Source organism: Photobacterium minamisatsumaniensis (genome assembly GCF_050336695.1).
Taxonomy (GTDB): domain Bacteria; phylum Pseudomonadota; class Gammaproteobacteria; order Enterobacterales; family Vibrionaceae; genus Photobacterium; species Photobacterium minamisatsumaniensis.
This window is the reverse complement of sequence record NZ_JAKJSI010000017.1, coordinates 67,028-87,905: the sequence shown is the minus strand read 5'-3', so window position 1 is coordinate 87,905 and position 20,878 is coordinate 67,028. Positions and strand designations below refer to the sequence as shown.

Below are 20,878 nucleotides of genomic sequence, written 5' to 3'. Positions count from 1 at the left end.
ATGTGAGGTGTATTTTGTTTTTTGGCTAGATTATCTGAAGGGCAAAACAAGGCGAATAGCTCGAAATTGATCCTTCGCTCAAACTCGTTTCGGGGCACAAACGTTTTAGGATGGTTGCTCTAAGGCACTTTTGTCCCAAAGTGCTTTAGTTGTGTGATCCATAGACATCAATCTTAATGGATGTCTATGGACAGAGAAATTCAGCATCACTCAAGTCAAACCTTTTTCTAGAGTAGTTATAATGAGGACAGCGTCCATGCTAGTGAATTCAATTGAAATCTGGAGTTTTACGCTCTAGAACATCTTCCTCGCTTAACTCGCTGTAATTTATCGGATCTTCATAATCTACTATGTACTCTGGTACACCATCCACAGCATAAGAGACATTTGGTTTATATTTAGGGTTTTTAGTTTTGCGCTTAACTATTCCCTTCAGCTTTTCCCAAATACTTTTTTTAATAGACATAAGCCCAAACAGGGGGGTAAGTTTTCTTGCGGCTACACATTGGAAAACATCTCCCTGTTGACTTATTACCGATAAGCCAGCATTAACATCAGCAAGCTCTTCAAGACTAAAATCGGCTTTACCACTTAACTCGACTTTTCCGTTAAACGATTTGGCAATAATGATCGTTGAACTGTCTGATACGACGATTCTATCAACAACTGACCATTCCTCTTCCCAATTGTTTTCCGACACTAGCTTGGTTAACTTCCGACCCAACTCTTGGATGTTATCTATTGTCTGTACGCGACAACCTTTGGCCTGAAAGACAAAACCACCCTGTTCATTCATTTCGATAGACAGCCGACCACCAATTGGTATTATTCCTTGCTCTCTTGCCAAGTCGGCATCCACATTTAATTGAAATTCTGCTTTAGAGCTATACGTAAAGTTTAGAGGTTCAGGGCTTTCTCTGACACTGAAAGCTAGATTGTAGCTCGATAGTGTACTGATGACCTTATATGTACCTTTCTTTTTAGCAACTATATCACCTAACTTGATAGGCGTATTCGGCAACCAAGTACCATAATAGTCGAACTGCTCATAAAGATGTGTCAGATAAACTTTCCTTGTAGTAACCATTTTTTTATCCACAATTTGTATGTATTTCAATCACCAGCATAGCAGGCTCCCTGAAAAATTGAGGGATAATTTAATTCTATCTCTTTTTACAAAGGCCACTGTTAATTCAGTTTCACTATATATTCAAGGAACGWATTCTTAGTATTTGAATTGTATATCTACAACGGTTAAAGCTTGGTAAAACAGTTTTGCTTTTTCAAGCTATGCGTAAATTCCCTTTTACATAATGCTCTTAGAACACTCCGTAAGTTGCACATAAAATCAGGTTTATGCTTAGCTAAGCACGATAGCTTCCTGAAGACTTCTTGATCCAGCGATTAGATTATTTGGGGGAAATTTAATATATGTATGTTAGTGCTTCCCGATGTCCTAAATGATTTTGGGGCATTTCTGAGTTAGAGTCATGCCTACCGACTCGCTCTGAAAGCATAAAAAGTGACAAATTTTAAAGGTGTGTTCGACGTTTATTGTCCTCGACAACACTAATGGCTAGGGCGTGCTAACTCAGCTCTGCGCTCAACGCCGTATATTGCACCTTGTGATGAAGTAAGTTTTCAATTGTACTTGGCAACGATTTTAACCATACATCCACGCTCTGCTGTAACTCCTCACCTGAAGCTAACGTGGCATGAGATGGAAATAAATCCACCCCAGCCTGCTCTAATAATTTAAGGATTGAGCTTTGGTAATTACTGTACGCTTTTCCTCTTCGAACACTCGCAATAACAGCATTTACTTCCGATTTGAACGAATCAAGTTCATCCATTAAATCGTAAGCGACACGTTGCTGTTTCAAGGTAACAATCTCATGCTGCAACTGCTCCCTTTTTCGCTCTAGACCTAGTCGATATTTATCCGATAAAAAAGAAATATTCGCTTCCCGAACTTGGCCTAAAACAGTGACAGCAAAAGCCAATGAACTGAGTTTTTCCAACTGCTCTTTTTTCTGAAGCTCATTAATCTGTGCTGGCAGAGCAATGAGCTCAATCACTTTCATCGCGACGTTAAGGTCGACCTGCAGCCATTCGTTATTACGTAAATTCGGGTCAGAGTCATAATTATTGGTATACCCAATCGAGAAATTTGGGAGTGCATTCAACCATGTTTTTCGTATTTCTAGCCCTGCATTCCTGATCTTATAGTCGGACTCACGCAAATCTGAACGATTATACAAAGCAAACTGCTCAAGCGCTTCGAGAGTTATATTGTCAAGTGACAAACTTAATGTGTTCCGCCCCTTATGAGAGAGTTGAAGTTCAAGGCCCGGCGCACTAATCCGCGTTAATAACATTTGCTTCGTTTTTAAGTATTCAGACTCTAGCTCTTGTAGCTGGATTTGAAGGCTCAGCATCTGCTCTTGATAACTCAGCAAGTTTATTGGGTCGATAAGCTCACGAGATTCTAATGCCCTAGCTTTAGCTAGGCTTATAATTAATGATTGCTCGATGGTTCGCGCTTTTATGATTTCATGTTCAATCATCGCTAATGCCAAATAATCGGAAATCACTTCACGAACAATCCTTGAAATCACTTTCTTCTGTTGTAGCTGTTCAATTAATAAGTCATTACCCGACTGTTTCGCTTGTAAATAAGCTTGACCCAAATCTAACGACGACCATGAAATAGAACTCGTAACGGTATTGCGATCACGTGCTGGAGGTAAGACATCACTTGCCCCACCATCGTTATTTCGGACACTTCGATTAAAAGCCGAGTTTGATTTAGGTAAATAACTATAAAGGGTATTGTCTAATGTCGTTTGATTAACGAGAACACGGTATCTAGCCTGCTCTAATTCCAAATTATTTTTAAGAGCCAGTACTATCACGTCAGACAGTGTTAGCGGCTTAGTAATATTAAGCCTCGTCGTTAAGATCCACTGTTTTTGTTTTTCAACGATCTCTGTCACTTCTTGCTCAGAAGCCACCTCTGGTTTAATCGTACAGCCGACCAGTGATACTAAGCTAACAATCAACATAAGCTTTCTCATATTATGGCTCCCTAAAGCTTTCATCAAGCGCCTTCGCGATTGGAAAAAGGAGGTATGAGATTAGTGTTCGTTTATCTGTTTGAATATTTGCCTCTAACGTTAAACCCGGCTGGAGACGAAAGTCGACAGGTAAATAACGCAACTCACTCATATTCGTAATGTCTATCCAGCCACGAAAGGCGATGGCTTTCTCACCATTCACATCATCATTAAATGCATCTTCGCTTACCTGACGCAGTTCACCATTAATTGTTCCAAATTTGGTAAAAGGTAATGAGTCCAATTTAATGGTTACCATATCGCCGAGGGATATTTGATTTATATCCGCGGGGTTTAAATCAACCACAACCTCCATTGGACTATTAATTGGAACCAACTCATAAAGAAATTCATTCGGAGTAACATGTGTACCAATTGCTTTGTCCGCAACTCGGAAAATAATGGCATCAAACGGTGCTTTTATTTCAACTAACTTTTCTTTTTCTTCGTATACCACTAATTTCTGCTGTAAAGAGATATATTCCCGCGTCGATTTTACTAACTCATCTGATATTTCCGCCTCTCGTTGGCTTAAATAGCGCCTGACTTCGTTTCTTATACTCTCCTTTTCAACTATTAATGCCGTCATACTACTATCAAGAGCCGCACGCTTTCTGGAAAGCTCAAGCAATTGTGCCAATGCATTCAGGTACTCTTCTTTTCTTGGACCATTTCTGCTGAAAGCCTCTTTTTCTTTATCGTATCGTGCTTTTTTATCCGCCACTAAATTCGTGTATAGCCCATGTTGCTCACCCAGTATGGCTTTCTCTTTTTCAAGGTTTGCTTTCCTTAACTGAATGCTTTGTAGCTGCTGTTTTCTCGTCTCTACCGTCGCCTTATGCGCTAATTGCCTTGATAAATACAAGGACGCCTCTAAGTTATACTGAGTACTTTCAAAATCTTTCCTTTCAAAATTGACATCGCTGATCTCTGACTTCAATCGCTTTATCCGAGCCTCAACACTTTGCAGTTGATACCTCGTCGCACTGACATCAGATTTAGACACTCGACCATCCAGTACCGCGATCAATTCACCTTTTAAAACTTGCGAACCAACTCTGCCTGTATATTCAATCAATTTACCTTCAGTGTGACTTTGTAAGACGGTATTCCTCATAATGGGTTTTACATGTCCACGGGCGGCTACATATGTATCGACTTCTGAGACGCTGGCCCACACCACTAAACTGGCAACCGATATCAACATGGTCCATAGCCCGAAATACAGTGACATCTTCGGCTGTTGATGCCTTAGTTGCTCCCACTTAGGGGCAATAGCTAATACTTCTTGATCGACATTCTGCTTCATCCTATTAATTCCTTTACAGGGCTAACAGTACCTTGAAATTGTCTACGCCATAGCTGTTTGTAAAGCTGGCAGCGCTCTAATAAAACGGAATGAGGAGCCAAATCAACAAGCCTTCCCTTCTCAAGCACAAGAATGCGATCCATTTGTGGCATAGAAGACAAGCGATGAGAGATATTAATCAGTGTTCGCCCCTGAGAAAGCGAGTTCAGCCTATCTAAAATATACTGCTCACTCTCGGCATCAAGAGCACTTGTCGCTTCATCCATCACCAGTATTTTAGGATCATCAAGTAGCGCTCTAGAAAAGTTAAGTCGTTGCTTTTGTCCGCCAGACAAATTACTCGCATTCTCTTCCAACATGGTGTCATAGCCTTGCGGAAGAGCATCGATAAATTCATTGGCACCACTCATTTGGGCCACTTCGATGATCTGCTCTAGTGATTTATCCGGGCGAGATTTGGCAAGGTTTTCTTTTACTGTACCTCGAAACAAAAAGCTTTCTTGAAGCACGACACCGATATGAGCGCGTAGGTAATTCGGGTCATATTCTCTGAGATCATGACTATCAACGCGTATGTAGCCCTGACTAGGTTGATAGAAGCCAAGTATTAACCTTGTTAACGTACTTTTGCCTGAACCACTCGGTCCAACGATGCCAATTTTTTCCCCTTGCCGGATCTCAAAGCTTAGATCCTGCAACACAGGGGGCTGATTAGGGTGATAACTAAAGCTCAGCTTCTCGGTAGAGATTAGCCCTTTCATGGGCGGAGTGATCCCACCGCTACGCAGCCGCTCTGGTGTGCTATTTAGAACACGACTTAACATATCAACGCTAATTGCCGTCTGCTGGTATTTGCTAGCTAGGCCAACTAACTGAACAAGCGGCCCCGCAATGCGTCCCGCCATAATATTAAAAGCAATCAACGTACCAATTGTAAGTTCACCAGCCAACACCATTTGCGCACCAAACCAAATAATGGTGAGTGTCATGGCTTTTTGAAGAAAACCGCTTATCTCATTGATATAGCCACTCCAACGCCCAACAGTATGCTGGCGTGTTACGACCTTCGCGGTAACATCTAACCACTCTTGTTGTTGACGCTTTTCAATCGCCAGACTCTTTATCGTTTCAATGCCACGTACGGTCTCAACAATCAGCGATTGCCGGTCTGCCTCTGCGATATAAAGGGCTTCAAGCTGCTTCCGGTACGGCTTAAGAATACACATTAGGCTCGTCATAATAACAACCGCAAAACCAATCACGAGCCATGTTAATTGGGGGCTGAAAAACCACATCACAGGGAGGATCACAACAACTGATGTGAGTTCAATCAGCGTAAACAGCAAATTCCCGGTAATAAACTCGCGAATACTGCTCGCTTCTTGCACCTGCTTGGCTAATTTCCCTGCGGCCACTTTTTGGAAGAAAACCAACGGTAAGGCGAACAACCGCCGACAGGTTAAATGGGCAATTTCAATATCAAGCCGTGCCACGGTATGTAGAATAAGGATATTTCGAACAAGTGAGAGAATAGCGCTGACAATTAAGGCAGTCATTGCCCCAAAAAATAATACATGTAAGGTTGAATAGCCTTGATAACCAATCACTTTATCAAAGACAACCATAGAAAAAAGTGGCACAACAAAAGCGATGATGTGCAAAAACATTGAGATACTGGCGACTTGAAAAATAAGAGATGGTTGTTTGAGCACCTCACTAAACAGCCATGTAAAACCAAAAGGCTGCTCTAAGACCAGCTCTTCCCCCATAGGGCGAACCAGTACAACAGCGCCTTTCCAATTCGCCCGAAACTTATCTTCACTGATTGCAATTAACTCAAGGCTGCTTGCACGAGGATCTTGTATCAGAACCTCTAACGAGCCATCCTGCGCGGATTTCACCCCTGCGGCAATCACAAAGTCGTTATTTTCCAGCTGAATAACGACAGGAAACCCACTACCTAAGCGCTTAAACTGAGTCCAGCTAAGCGTTAGCTGCTTTGCTTGTAAGCCACTATTATTTATTAAATGACATAATTCCAAGCGGGTCATGGTGTCGTCCTTGACACCATGATCACGTTTTAAATTATGTACTGAATGATAAACATGGTAATACCTTGCGATAAGAACATATGCTTCCAATGCGGTGTTCATATCAAGCTCCTACTTAGCTAAAACTAGGTGATAGGGTGGTTTGATTTTCCTCATCAGCCGCTGATGCTGGGCCTTCTGCTAATTCTCCATCACTACGCTGAGTAATAAGCCCGCGTTTTTTTAGCTCTTCCAAGAGTTGGGTATGTGTCTGCCAACTTCTCAAAAAAGCATCTGGCGACATGACGAGACGTAAGTTATGCTCCCTCGGTGGCTCTTTCCCACTGGTATCTGGGTCGACACCGAAGGTGTAAAAATCCATCCTTACGTTCCCAGCAATGATTGCTACATTTTCAATACCATCGATAAAATGTTGATCTGCCATGCGATATATCCTTTATACATGAATAAAAAAGCCTAGCTCACCATGAGCTAGGCTTTGTTCCTATGCGATACCGACTGCGCTATCGATATTTTTCTTCGCCTCCTGCATATCTCCAACTACAGATTCAACCATATTAAACAGGCCATCATTTAGGTCACCAAAGTCAACAGCACCAGCTTGCTGATCATTTAGCCACGCTAATGTTGCCAACGCCCCATCTTCAAGTGCTTGAGAGGAATCAAATGCCCCAAAGGTGCGTTTCTCTTCCGCTGTGGCTGAATCCAAGTCATCCCAATATTGTTTTAGTTCTGAAAATGTCATCGATGCTACGTCAGACATTTCGAACACATCTTTATCTGTCCAGCCAGATAAACCGATTTCTCCTAATGATTGGCCATTTACTACAATGTCTAATTGGCTATAGTCCTGCGACAACACAAGGTTATCGAATGACAAAGCAAGATTCGTTTGGCTATTATTGGCAGCAATACTTAAGGTGTTCATTTCACTTAAGTCATCAGCTTCGTAAATATCGAATCGACCACTGCCAAGGGTAAAGCGATAAGAATCGTTACCTACCCCACCATACGCTTGAGAGCCACCAAAACCTGAGACAAACACATCATTGCCCGAATCACCAAACCCTACGGATTTGTCTTCAAAACTCAGGAAAGAGGCTAACGAGGCTTGCTTATCACCACCGAAGGTTTCAACGGTATCGCCAATAAAGTCAGTTATCGCCGACAAGACATGGTTAACGATATTGGTGCTGCTTTGAGTCAATAAGTCTATCGCTTCCCAACCTAAATCAAGGAAGACATCATTACCTTCACCGCCAAATGTCGCCCCAGCAAGTCCAATATTTAAAACAGTGTCATTTCCTTTACCTAAGCTGGTTAGGTTGGCCATTCCCATGTTAATAACGAAATCATCACCGAGCCCACCAGTCACGTTATTCGAGGCTCCAATCGTGGCTATAACATCGTTGCCATCACCACCATTAATGACAGAAAAACCACCCATCGCTGTAATTAAGTCATCACCATTACCGCCAATAACATGGTTATATAACCCACCAACAAATAGCCCGTCATTACCACCCGCACCATCAACACGATTTCGTAGTCCGGCACTAACGATAATGTCGGAATCAGCACCAAATGGGTCGGTAGTATCGCCTTCGATGTTATTATCAATCCCCATCACAAAGGCCATGTCTTTGCCTTTATGCAACGCAATCGTATTTTCGACACCGACTGCCACCACATAGTCATCAAGGAAGGTGGTTTTCACGGTATTCTTACGCCCAACCACCAGTGCTGTTGTGGCTGCAAAACCACCCTTAACGGTGTTCTCGTTACCAAAAGCAAACACCACATTCTTGGCTGTTGCACCCGACTCACCTGGCTTATCATCGCCCTTAATGGTATTTTTATTACCAATAGCCGCCAGTAAGTTTTCACCAATACCACCGCTTAAGGTATTTTCATTACCAACAGCAAGCAGCACGTCATTATCAAAACCACCAGCTAACGTATTTTCTGCGCCAATTGCCACCGCGACGTTTGCACCGTAATCATCTCTCCAGGTATTTTTGGCGCCAACCATCAAGGCAATATCATTACCTCTGCCGGTATAGACTAAGTTTTCTTTCCCGATCCCGATGGCAATATCGTCTCCTCGGCCTCCCATTAAGCGGTTGGTTTCACCAATGGCCAGCATGACATCGCCCCAGTCTCCTTCTACATTTTCTTGTAATAAGAAATATTCATGGTCAAACGACGGTAACCTTTCCGACCAATCAATTCCTGCTACATTCGGAATAGAGAAAGAAGGGATTTCGATGGACTGAGCAGGAATCGTTAAAGATTCCATTTCAACGTAATCGCCGAGGCTAAAGTCAGGTATACCGAACTCTGGTACATCGAACTCAGGAATTTCGAAACCATAGAACTCACGCCCTCCAATCGAACTACCCAAGATACTGAACCCTGATAGATCAAAGCCTTTGAGGTTGAATTCCGGAACATTGAGCTCTGGCAAGTGAATAGTCGGCAGTGCTACGGTTGTATATGTTGGTATAGTAGTGCCCTCTTCTTCCGAAGAGTCAGGTGATTCGGTGTTATAGCTGCCATCTGCCCCTGTCGCCCATTTGCCAGCTGAAGCAGAAACATTGCCGCCGCCAGAGCTTCCGGCTTGATCCGGTCCACTCGTATCAGTGACAGTTCCATCTGCTGAACCTCCGGCTCCGCCAGCTCCTTCCCTTTCCTCAAAGTAGTAATAGTTATCACTGGCACCTTTTGCAGCCGCTTCTGCAGCGCCAACATCTGCAGAATGGAAGGTGTAAACATTTAAAAATGCTCCATCCTCGGTGATCCTTGGCTTAAACTCAGCCTCAGAGTGGAGTAAGCTCTTGCTTACCCCATCGCTAGAGGTATAGCCGAACAAATCACCCAGCATTGAATCTGCAGAGCCAAACAGCCCCGAACTCACATCAAACTCGTAGGTTAACTCCAGATCAATCCGATCAACTTCCACACCAAAGTCGCTCAACGACGGCATCGCTAATGAAGGCAGTGTAATACTCGGAATTTCGATTTCAGGGGTGCTGAGCGTAGGCAAGTGGATAGATGGCAAGCCATAGTTCCCCAAGCTGCCGTATTTATAACTTGGTGCTGATTTCAGTTCTGGAATCGGCGGAATGTCCAAATCGTATTGTTGCAGCGTGAAAGACGGTGTTTTCCAATCAGGTACGGTTGGATCCGAGAAGTCTAGTTCAGGGAATAATAAGTTTAGATTGGCACTCATATTAAATTCAGCGTTAAAACTGGCTGAACCTAGTGTGCCTTCTAATGCATCATCGCTACGCTCGCCTTTTTCATCCTTATCGTTAAATAGGTTACCGGAGCTCTTTTTAATTTCCCCAAATTCTTCGGTTGAAAAAGAGATCTCGTTATCAGCGGCAATCATATTATTTTTACCGATAGCAAAGATAATATCGGCACCACCGCCTGCAGCGATCCAATTTTCTTTACCAAATGCCATGATGGTGTCATCACCACTGCCAGCCATTACGACATTGTTCTGACCTATTGATAAAATTACGTCATCGCCACCTTCGGTAAGTAAGATATTATGTTGGCCTGCTGCTGCAACAATGTCATCACCCCAGCCCATTAGCGCGACATTGCCACGCCCACCCATGAAAGCAACATCGTTACCGCCACCAGCATGAACAAAATTCGTATAGCCAAAAGCATAAATCGTATCGTCACCGGAAGCGGTTGAAATTATATTCTTCCCGCCTAACGCGGCCACTGAATCACGGTCGCTACCTGTTAAAACAATATTATCCATACCAGCAACCATAACGCTGTTTTCACCATCGCCTGCCAGCATAATATTGGTCTGGCCAATGGCCAATAACGTGTCGTCTCCTTCGCCCGACCAGAACAAGTTTTTACTGCCAACACCGACCAAGAAATTGTCACCATTACCCGCTAGCATTAAATTACTGTCGCCGAGGCCAAAGAAGCTATCATTGCCACTTGCGCCCTGAAACAGGTTAGTCGCCCCTATAGCAACGCCAACATTATCGCCCCCGCCCATGATCATCACATTGTTCGACCCAGCGACCATGACATCATCATTACCGCCAGCACTGACAAATAAATTATTAATCCCTATGGCAGTCATTACATTGTTACCATCACCAGCAAGGAAGGCATTGGTATCCCCCATAGAGCAGAGAGAATCATCACCACTCCCTCCCCAAACAACATTGTAGGCACCCAATGTCGTAATATCGTTTGTACCATCCCCTGCAATGACGATATTGGCATAGCCGAAAGCAACAATCAGGTCGTCGCCTGACCCAGTTTGTACAAGGTTTCCACCACCATAAGCTTTAACAACGTTATTCCCTTCGCCAGCGAGTACAATATTGCCCGCGCTGGTTACATTGGCTAAGTTTTTCAGGTGATCCACACCCGTGTCTTTGCCAAAGTCGTCACCGTCTTCGGTGACAATAGATAGCAGGCCTCCTGCACGGATTTTATCGTTGCCGTCACCCGACATAATGAAGTTACCGAAGCTATATGCTCGAATTTCATTACCTGGGACTTCAGCAACAACGTTATCCAGTACATATCCACCACCATTACTAGCACCCGTTCCCCTAAACTCAAGACGATTACTGCCCGCACTGGCCGTCAGATTTAACGTTTTCTGCTGCCAACTAGCCGCATCTCCAGAGCTTGAGAACACAACTTTTCCATTCCAGACAACATCCATACCTTCATTGCTTGACATCCCGACTCGATTCGAAAAATCAAAGCTAACCGCCACGGTTTCACCTTCGGCTAAGTCAGGGATATCCTGATAAATCGACGTATTTTTGTAGACGTCGAGTTCAGAAACACGAACACCATGGCCTTCATTTCCCAAGCCATACACCGACGCTTTATGGGCAGCCTCAATTCCATTAGTTGATTGCCACCCATGGCCACCTTGCTCAAAGTCACCATTAACGATTAGGTTGCCGAAGTTGTATGAACGTATTTCGTTACCCACAACTTCACCATGTGAAACCTGACCTACTGGCGACGCTCCTGAACCACCACCATTACCAGTGCCAATAATATTAAAGCCACCTTCCGCGCGGATATTATTTTTGCCATCGCCCGCAAAGACAATATTCAACCCACCAGCAGCATGAATATTATTTCGGCCATTGCCCGTAAATACAAAATTACCGCCACCGAATGAATCAATTGAATTACTGCCATGGCCTGCTAATACAACATTGAGACCACCATAAGCTGCAATATTATTATCATCATGGGCAACCTGAACAATATTTAAGCCACCGATAGCTTCGATATTATTATTTCCCCAGCCAGCAGAAATAATATTAGCGCCACCATGCGCTTTAATGGTGTCGTTACCATTTCCTGAATCAATTGCCTGGCCACCAACAGCCAATGATTCGATATAATCTTGGCCGCTACCCGTTTTTATTTCAGCACCCGCAGAACTTACCAAAACTGTATTATCACCATTTTTGGCATCTATTTTTACGCCAACGGCTTTCACTTCTATCCTGTCGTTACCATCACCAACAAATACGTTACCGCCAGCGGCGTGCAATACAACGTGATTATTTCCGTGCCCTAAATCAAGTAAACCAACACCAGCCCCAACGTACGCGTAGTCATTACCATCGCCTGCGGTTACACGTGCACCTGCTGCTCTAATATCAATGTGGTTATTACCATTTTTTGCATCAACGTCTACTCCCACAGCACGAACATTAACCCGATCGTTGCCATCACCGACTCGCACGCTACCGCCAACAGCATGGAAATCAATGGTGTTATGCCCGCCGCCTAAATCAATCAAGCCAACCGCAGCACCAATATAGGCGTAATCATTACCATTGCCTGCCGTGATACGGGCACCAGCTGATCTAACATCAATATGGTTATTACCATGGCCAGCATTCATATTGACGCCAACAGCACGTATATTGATACGATCGTTACCATCACCGACACGAACATCACCACCAACGGCATGATAGTTAACCGTATTGTGACCGCCACCCAAATCAACAAGGCCAACCGCTGCGCCGATATAAGCGGTGTCATTACCACTACCAGCTGTAATACGTGCCCCTGCGGCTCTTACATCGATATAATTGTTGCCGTTACCAGCATTCATATTAACGCCGACAGCGCGAACATTGATCCGATCATGACCAGAGCCAACAGTGACGGTTCCACCGACGGCATAGTAATCAACGGTATTATTACCAGAGCCTAAATTGACATTGCCGACGGCTGCACCAATATAGGCATAGTCATTACCGTTGCCAGCAGTGACATTCGCCCCGGCAGCTCTTATGTTAATTTCATTATTTCCACTTCCCGCATGCACAGTTGCATTCAAAGCGCGTACATCAATGATGTCATCTCCACCTTCAGAACGTATATAGGCATTGATGCCACGAGCATCAATTTCATCGTGCCCGTTACCCGTCCAAATATTTGCATCGGCCCCACCCGCATACACATAATTATTACCATTCCAGCCAGTATATACAGTAGCTGATAAACCTTTAGCCATAATCCAATCATCACCATCACCACTATGTACAAAGGCGCTAACAGCTTCAGTTAGAATCGTGTCATGACCACTGCCAGTTCTTACTTCAACACCGGCCCCTTTTGCTATGACATTATTATTTCCACCCAAGCTAGTTACCTTGGTGCTAAACAAGCCAAAAGCATCAACTATATCGTTTCCATGACCAGTAGTAATATTTGTATTGGCAGAGTCGACCCTGATGTCTCTGTCGTACCAATAACCTTTTTCTACAATTGTTGCTTTTGAACCGACATAATTAACCGTGACATCTTTTTCTCCGGTTCCTAATTCTATATAAACATTAGATCCTGAGGTTACTTTATAAGTATCATCCCCTGAGCTTGCATATATATTAACGTTAACAGCACCAACGTTAACATAATCATCACCAGGGCCATCCCATATATATATTTGATTCAGTGCCTTATTGGAATTACCGATTACATCGTTACCAGTTCCCCCATAAATATACGACTCCCATGTGGTATGCCCCGCACTTAAATTATCATCACCGCCATTTCCATAAATAATACTTTTATGAGTTGCATGCCCGGCATGAAGACGGTCAGCTCCATTCCCACCATGGTATGTTCTAGTACCCATTTGGAATTCCTTTAATTTAATGTCAATCGTTGCTATCGACACAATAAAACTTTTAGCTACACCCATTGCGGCTAAAAAGAGCATCAACTCTAGTATTCATTTAATGGCTAAACAGGTGACCTCGGTGATGCTGACAGATATGGCTTCGTTCGCGATTTGTTTTAATTCTTCTGCACCAAGCCTTATCTGTATTACCAAACTGCTTACTAAGTTCTCGTCGAATTCGGGTGCAATGCCCAAAAGGGGCAACAAAATCCATAAACCATAGATAGTCACCCTTATCCCATTCATGAACGGGCGGCCAAGTATCACTATCGAGCATTCTTTCATGCCACTTACTCGATACTTTTGCCCAAGTAACTAAGCCTATAGGCCCTGACTGATCATAAAATACCTGACATTGTCCAAGGCGACACGCATGTATAAACCGCTCTTCTAAGGTACTAAGTGGATAGGCTTTATGTAGAGGAGAGTGAAGCAATAACCAGGTGATCTCCCCAATTAACTGCATTTCTTTAGCCGTCACCACACGGGTATTCGTTTTATCTAAATCGTCTTGTCCCTGCATAACGCCCCCCAACACACTTGGTTACACTTTATTAACATAATTGTTAGTGCAAAGAGGCTATCAAAACAACTGTTAATATAAAACTGAGTGCATTTGTTGTCAGTCTTGTGATCACAATCACCAAAACACAACAAATCAAAACAAAACATTCCAGATTTCGATATAAAGTATCAAACAAAAAGTAACAAAGCATTTAACGGAACATATTATCTCATAAATTAAGAGTTATGAATTTGGCCTCTGCATTAGCTTGATAACTAATGAACAGTGAGAGATCACACAATGAATGTTGCAAAATTGTTACCGGGCGCGCGTGGTGATAGATTGTATTCCACCCTGTATACAGAATGGAAAAGGAATAATAAATGAACTCTACACCCCCAGTATTTGAACAATTACAAAATGGTCAGGCATCTATTCTTGTGATCGGTTGCGGCAAGATGGGAGGGGCGATAATTAATGGCTGGCTGCAAAGTGGAATAGCAAGTGATGCCATTCATATCGTTGATCCTAATATGGATTCCTTGTCATCACTGGTAAATAACGATGGTGTATTTGCCTATTCGTCACCAACGGAGCTTCCTCCGAAAAAATTTGATTTCGTTCTGCTTGCATTAAAACCACAGATGGTCGAAAAAATATTACCACTTTACCGTGACTTTATTGCCTCTGATGCCACATTGATTTCGGTAGCAGCAGGGATTACGAATGAATCACTTGGCAAACTACTACCTGATGTCAATGCTATCATCCGTGTTATGCCGAACACTCCTGCATTAGTGCAACGAGGCGTAATGGTAGCCTGTGCTAATAACAAAGTGCAGCCAGAACAACGACAAATATGTGAAAGTTTATTTAATGTACTCGGGCACTTTTACTGGGTCGAAAAAGAATCGCTTATGGATGCCGTTACAGCGGTTAGCGGAAGTGGTCCAGCATACCTATTCCTATTCACAGAGTGTTTGATTGAAGCCGGTAATAAAGCTGGCCTCCCGCAAGAGCTAGCACAACAACTAGCGATAAATACCGTTGCTGGCGCGGCCCATTTAGTGACTGTTGAAGAAAAAGACGTGGCAGACTTACGTCGCGATGTAACCAGCCCTAATGGTACAACCGAGGCTGCACTTAATGTATTTATGGAGCAACATGGGCTAAACAAACTTGTTGGCAATGCTGTCCAAGCCGCATCAAAGCGCAGTAAAGAGCTGGCTGAATTATTCTAATTTATCATTCACTCAAAGCTAAATAGAAAGACACAGTGCCAATACTGTGTCTTTTTTATATAAAATAAAAAGACCTGACTAAGTCAGGCCCTCTTAAATAAATATTCAATAGAACAAAATCAAGATAGCTCTTGTTTTAATTCTTTATTGAATATCTTAGGCATATAAACCAATCCAGCCACAATACTAACAACGGCAAATACCCGTATAGCAAGGTTTAAATCAGAATATAGAGCCAAGAATAAACCCACAATAGCCAGTACAACACGCATTAGTACGCCGAGTCGACCACCTAAATACCCTGTAATTGCACCAGAAACTAATGTTAGCCCACCGATAATAGCAATTAAATGCCCAATAATATTTTGGACTTCGCCTTCCATACGCATTTCAGGTACGAAAAGATAACTTAACCCAACTATATAACCGGCAATTGCCATTCTAGAAGCATGTAACCCCGTTACCAACGGGTTGCATCGTGCAATGGATGCCGCAGCATACGAGGCTATCGAAACGGGCGGGGTGGCATCGGCCAAAATGGCAAAATAGAACACGAACATATGTGCGGCCAGCACTGGCACACCAAAGTCATTTATCAGCATTGGCGCACCAATTGCGGATGTAATAACGTAAGCAGCTGTTGTTGGTACGCCCATTCCCATTACCAAGGTAACGAACATCAATATCAGTGCCGCTAGCCACAAGCTGCCACCAGAAACATCAGAGATCAAACTACCAATGGATACCACTAGTCCTGTTTTAGTTAGTACCCCAACAATGATCCCCGCACCAGCACAAGCAATTGCAATAGGCGCTGTATTCGCACCAGCCTTATACATGACATTTAACAGTTTCTTCAAATCAAAGCGGGAGCTTCGTTTTAAAGATGTAATAACAAGGGTCGCAACAATAGAATATAGCGCAGCAGTGTGCGGTGAATAGCGCATCATCAGCAAGGTTACCAGCACAACTATCGGTAGAAGAAGATGAAAATCTTTAGCGATATCTTTAAATGTTGGTAGATCAGCAGGATCCATGCCTTTTAAGTTATTCTTCTTCGCCTCTAAGTGAACAGAAATAAAAACCAAAGCAAAGAAACAAAATGAACCTAAAACAGCAGCAACGATAATATCGGAATAAGGCGTGTTCGTCATTTCAGCCATAATAAAGGCACCTGCGCCCATAATAGGCGGTGCACTTTGTCCACCAACACTCGCAGCTGTTTCAATACCCGCAGCAACTTGTGGGCGGTAACCAATTCGCTTCATCATAGGAATGGTGAACGAACCGGTGGTAAAGACATTGGATGACGCAGAACCGCTCATGGTACCGAAGAAGGCCGAGGTCACGACGGCCACTTTTGCAGGGCCACCAGCGTATCGTCCAGCTATCATTTCTCCACCGTTAGTGAATAAGCGCCCTGTACCACTGGCTTCCATAAATGCACCGAAGGCAATAAAAATCGCGACCATCGTTGCTGCAATACCAGTGATTGAACCTAAAATACCTTGCCCACTTAATAAGAATACCGTTTCGACAACTTCGTCATATCCAATGGGTCGATAGTGAAGGACACCCGGCATAAAATCGGTGACAAACAAATATGCAATGCTGGTTACCACTAACCCTGCAAGTACTGGGGAAACAGCACGACGAATGGCTTCTACGACCAAAATAGTCGCTAATGTTCCCATCAGCATTTCGACTGGAAGAATTTCGTCAACGCCTTCTAAGCGATAATTGATTCGCTCGGCCTCTAACCAAGAATAAGCGAATGGCACAATAGCAACCAGAAACAATAAGATCCCCGACCAATTCGGTAAAAAGAACCCCGTATTATTTTCAGACCGCTTTCGCCCAGGAGTAATAAGAAAAATGAGAGGAAGCAAAAATAGTAAATGAATAGAACGCTGGGTTCTCGGCTCTAGGTAACCGATAAATGCACTGTAAAAATGGAAACAGGTACCGATAACGGCCCACCCCATAATGAACAGCATCAACAGTCTTTGAAAGTCTGTTTGTTGTGGTTGTGAATTCTTATCATCGTTAGCCATGACGAGACTCCATTTCAGGCCATTAAAAAGCAAGTAACTCGTTTGTGTTACTCAATATTAAGCACAAGCAAATTGCTTGTGCTTAATGGTGATACTTCGACTTAAACGATCAGCTTATAAATAGCCTTTCTCTTTGAAATATTTTGCGGCGCCCGGGTGGATAGGCGCAGGCGCATCACTCATTGATGTTGCACAGTCAAACACTGACATACTGCTATGAATCGAGGTTAGCTTGTCTTGATTGTCACAAATCGATTTAGTGATTTTATATACGGTATCAACAGACACAGAGTTATTAACCATTAAGGTTGTTGCCATCTTAATGGTATTTGCTCCTGTATTTACGCCTTGATATGTATTGGCTGGAATCGCGGTAGGAAGCAATCCGTAATTTTTATTCAGCTTATCCAGTTGCTGCTCGGAAAAATCGACAAACGCCAAATCACGCGATTGGCCCATTTCGATAACAACGGCTCCTGGTAACCCTAAGTTACCAAAAATATAATCAACTTGGCCATCTTTGAACTGGGCACTCAGTTCTGCGAAACTACCGTGGTTAATCTTAAACCCTTGCTTTTTACGCAATGTATTGTAATCAGTATCATTCGCTTCCATTATCCAACGAAAGGCCTGTTCACCTGATGACCCACGTTGAATAATACCGATTTTGACATTCTTACCCTGTAGAATTTCTTCAACTGTTTTATATTCAGCATCTTGAGCTCGAATAAAGTGGCTATATACATCGGAAAAACTCATGCCTATCGTGCTGAGTTCTTTGTGTGGCTTGCCATTGAACAGAACCGTACCTGTATGTGCTTGGTAAGTGAAGGTATCTAGTCCCCAACCTAGTTGGCTGCGGCCTCGGTTAACCTTCGTCGGGTTAGCCGTTCCACCACCAGGAACAACCTTCAGGTTAAACTCTGGGTTTTCTTTTTTAATCAGGTTCGCCAAACCAGAAGACATGCTATACCAGCCGCCTCCGAGCTGGCCAGATGTCCACTCAATAGTTTCAGCTTGGCTGATTGCTGGAACAAGCATTGACGCAGATAAAAGAACGACCTTGTTGAGCACTTTCATTGTTTTCCCTCACTCTATTTATAAATTGCTTACGCTGCTTATTATTATCATCACGCTTGCAACATTCTCCGTTGTATTCTGAATTGTATACAGACTAGAATATCAAAGGTCAATTGCTTGTATTTAAAATGTGACCAAGATGTAAATACCAAAAGCAATAAAAATGGGCCTAATCCTAACCGTAGGAGTAGACCCATTTTTAATACGTGTATATTGGCTTGATTATAAGCCAGTGATTTAAGTATTATTTTTCACTATATTTGGTGTATTCCCAGTATAAATATGCCCATACCCTTCGCGAATATACTTCGCAACCTGCTCTTTACGCTTTTCAACATGGTTTCCCATGATAGACATCGCTTTTTGTGCATCTCGCGCAATCAGTGCTTCAATGATATGAATATGCTCTGACTCATTGCCTGTTGGACGATCGGTTAAATTCACCCAACGGATAAAATAAATCCGCTGATTAATTTTATTCAAGGCTTCTGCTAACTCTTGGTTACCAGAAAGCATCACAAGTTGCTGGTGCAACTTCTGATCAAAGTCTAATAGCACTTCTTTTGGCGTGTCTTCACCTAGCTGAGAATATTCAATTGCAGACGCTTTTAATGCTTGAAGCTCTTCATCCGTCGCTCTTTCAGCAGCAAGGAAGGTGGCCTGCTGCTCAATGATTTTTCTAAACTCATATAGATCAAAGACTTCCTTTTCTTCCAACATATGACAAAAGAAACCTTTATTTCTTTCCCAACGCAGTAACCTATCTGAGACAAGCTTTTGCATGGCTTCGCGTAACGGGGTTCGGCTCACGCCTAAGTGAGTGGCGAGCTTACCTTCATTAATCCTTTCTCCTGGCTTGAAATGAAAGGAGATAGCCATATCACGTACAGTTTGGTAAACATCTATTTCTTCTTTTGATTTTGTTGATGTTTTGGTTGATTTATCAGTAGCTGAGCTAGACATTTTTATTATCTTTTAAAAGGTATCTGAGGAAACTGTATTCAGTTTGGTTAATCTGAGTCAAGACTTATCCTGATACCATGATGAAAACTTAGCACTAAACAGTAAAATTAAGCATTTAGTGGGAGTAGAGGCAAGATTATTTGGTAACACAGGGCTCAATCACGTATGTGTAAATCCATACTTGGTCAAAGTGCACTGCGTTTGCTACGTTTAAAAGACATAGTGACTGGAAAGGTATAATTATATGAAAGTAACCGTTCAAACACATCACATATCAATTAATGACGAGTCACGAAARGAAATTGAAAGTAAATTTGAGAAAGTATCTACTCACTTTCCGCAGCTGATCAGCAGCGACGTCATCATCACAAAAGTACACGGGCAGCACGAAGTAGAAATTTTTACCAACTATGAAGGTGCACGAGTTTCAGCAAAATCGACTAACGATATAATGTATCCTGCCATTTCAGCAGCCTTAAAAAAACTAGAGACAGGCCTACGTAACCGTAAAGGACAACTGAAAGCAAACCTTCACGCAAAGCCAACCAGCACAAAACCCGAAATTGCTTCAGATATCATCCAAGAAATGAAATTAGTTTAATCAGATTAAATTGACCAGACTCATGAAGCCAGCAACTTAGTGCTGGCTTTTTTTAACTTGAGTCAGTTGACCAATCCTATTTTTTAAAACGTAAAATAGGGATTCCAAGTAAGGCGAGGAAAAAACTCCCCCCTACTCGCAACGCAAACGAAACGCTGTTAATTGTTGGATGAGAGGGCAACGATCCATGACGCTATTTCATCAATCCTTGTTTGCTTGCCATTCAAAAGCCTTAGCATTAAACCTCCTATTAGAAGTGCATAAGCTTGGTGAGCGTTAGATTCACCAACAACTTTACTTAATTCTAATTGAAAGTTTCTATCTGCCATTCTCAGCAAGGTATCGTTCGCGACATCTTTGTAATCACGGTTTTTAACGTAGTCGAGCAATACCACCATTTCCCCTTGAAAACGATTATCAAGTGTTGAAATCAGACTATTAATGGCTTGCTCTTTATTTTCGGGGATCTCGCTCTGATCAGATACACCATAAAGGCTTTTAGGCTGCAGAATGAACTCTGTGCAAGCAGAAAACAATTCTTCTTTGCTCGGAAAGTAATGATAAAGCGCACTTTTTGATACCCCAAGTGCTTCAGCAATGCCTCGCATACCCAAGCCATTTAAGCCATGTTCAGCAAAGATATCAACTGCTTTGATAATGAGTTCCTGACGATACGCATCGCGATCTACAATTTTTGGCATAACCCCACCCACCTTAAAAGTCCAATCGGACTATAACC

At 42.8% G+C, this 20,878-nt stretch carries 13 protein-coding genes; 2 read left to right on the top strand and 11 right to left on the bottom strand.

Features of this window, described 5'->3' with window-relative positions:
- Positions 1-268: 268 nt before the first annotated feature.
- The 7 genes from L4D78_RS09095 to L4D78_RS09065 all read right to left on the bottom strand — a co-directional run bounded on the left by L4D78_RS09095 (position 269) and on the right by L4D78_RS09065 (position 14,218).
- The gene (locus L4D78_RS09095; protein ID WP_428466614.1) at positions 269-1,087 is read right to left on the bottom strand and encodes a hypothetical protein; all 819 of its coding nucleotides are present in this window, start codon (positions 1,085-1,087) and stop codon (positions 269-271) included.
- 499 nt (positions 1,088-1,586) lie between these two features.
- Positions 1,587-3,077: a TolC family protein gene (locus tag L4D78_RS09090; RefSeq protein WP_428466613.1), complete on the bottom strand. Its 1,491-nt coding sequence runs from the start codon at positions 3,075-3,077 to the stop codon at positions 1,587-1,589.
- 1 nt (position 3,078) lies between these two features.
- A complete protein-coding gene (locus L4D78_RS09085; protein WP_428458022.1) occupies positions 3,079-4,425 on the bottom strand; it encodes an HlyD family type I secretion periplasmic adaptor subunit in 1,347 nt (448 codons plus the stop codon).
- Entirely contained in the window at positions 4,422-6,578 is a 2,157-nt protein-coding gene (locus L4D78_RS09080) for a peptidase domain-containing ABC transporter (RefSeq protein ID WP_428466612.1), read from the bottom strand. The genes L4D78_RS09085 and L4D78_RS09080 overlap by 4 nt, the downstream gene beginning before the upstream one ends.
- A gap of 13 nt (positions 6,579-6,591) precedes the next feature.
- Positions 6,592-6,900 (bottom strand): hypothetical protein, encoded by a 309-nt coding sequence (locus tag L4D78_RS09075; protein WP_428458020.1) that lies wholly within the window; start codon positions 6,898-6,900, stop codon positions 6,592-6,594.
- A 60-nt stretch (positions 6,901-6,960) separates the two neighbouring features.
- Positions 6,961-13,650 (bottom strand): hypothetical protein, encoded by a 6,690-nt coding sequence (locus L4D78_RS09070; RefSeq protein ID WP_428466611.1) that lies wholly within the window; start codon positions 13,648-13,650, stop codon positions 6,961-6,963.
- 100 nt (positions 13,651-13,750) lie between these two features.
- A complete protein-coding gene (locus L4D78_RS09065) occupies positions 13,751-14,218 on the bottom strand; it encodes a toxin-activating lysine-acyltransferase (RefSeq protein ID WP_428466610.1) in 468 nt (155 codons plus the stop codon).
- A 365-nt stretch (positions 14,219-14,583) separates the two neighbouring features.
- Here L4D78_RS09065 and proC point away from each other — a divergent pair, with 365 nt between their 5' ends.
- Complete coding sequence (gene proC, locus L4D78_RS09060; protein WP_428466609.1) at positions 14,584-15,441, top strand: pyrroline-5-carboxylate reductase; 858 nt, start codon at positions 14,584-14,586, stop codon at positions 15,439-15,441.
- A gap of 119 nt (positions 15,442-15,560) precedes the next feature.
- Here the strand turns inward: proC and L4D78_RS09055 are convergent, their stop codons facing one another.
- The 3 genes from L4D78_RS09055 to L4D78_RS09045 form a co-directional block, all read right to left on the bottom strand.
- Positions 15,561-17,495, bottom strand: a complete 1,935-nt coding sequence (locus tag L4D78_RS09055; protein WP_428466608.1) for a TRAP transporter permease — start codon at positions 17,493-17,495, stop codon at positions 15,561-15,563.
- Between the two features lie 114 nt (positions 17,496-17,609).
- On the bottom strand, positions 17,610-18,575 hold the full coding sequence (locus tag L4D78_RS09050) for a TAXI family TRAP transporter solute-binding subunit (protein ID WP_428466607.1): 966 nt from the start codon (positions 18,573-18,575) through the stop codon (positions 17,610-17,612).
- Between the two features lie 237 nt (positions 18,576-18,812).
- Positions 18,813-19,538 carry a GntR family transcriptional regulator gene (locus tag L4D78_RS09045; RefSeq protein ID WP_428466606.1) on the bottom strand — a complete coding sequence of 242 codons (726 nt, stop codon included), beginning with the start codon at positions 19,536-19,538 and terminating at the stop codon, positions 18,813-18,815.
- Between the two features lie 244 nt (positions 19,539-19,782).
- Between L4D78_RS09045 and hpf the strand changes: the two genes are divergently transcribed.
- The gene (gene hpf, locus L4D78_RS09040; protein ID WP_428458013.1) at positions 19,783-20,139 is read left to right on the top strand and encodes a ribosome hibernation-promoting factor, HPF/YfiA family; all 357 of its coding nucleotides are present in this window, start codon (positions 19,783-19,785) and stop codon (positions 20,137-20,139) included.
- A gap of 158 nt (positions 20,140-20,297) precedes the next feature.
- On the opposite strand, the gene L4D78_RS09035 is transcribed toward hpf, so the two are convergent.
- Positions 20,298-20,840: a TetR/AcrR family transcriptional regulator gene (locus tag L4D78_RS09035; protein ID WP_428466605.1), complete on the bottom strand. Its 543-nt coding sequence runs from the start codon at positions 20,838-20,840 to the stop codon at positions 20,298-20,300.
- Between the last annotated feature and the right edge of the window lie 38 nt (positions 20,841-20,878).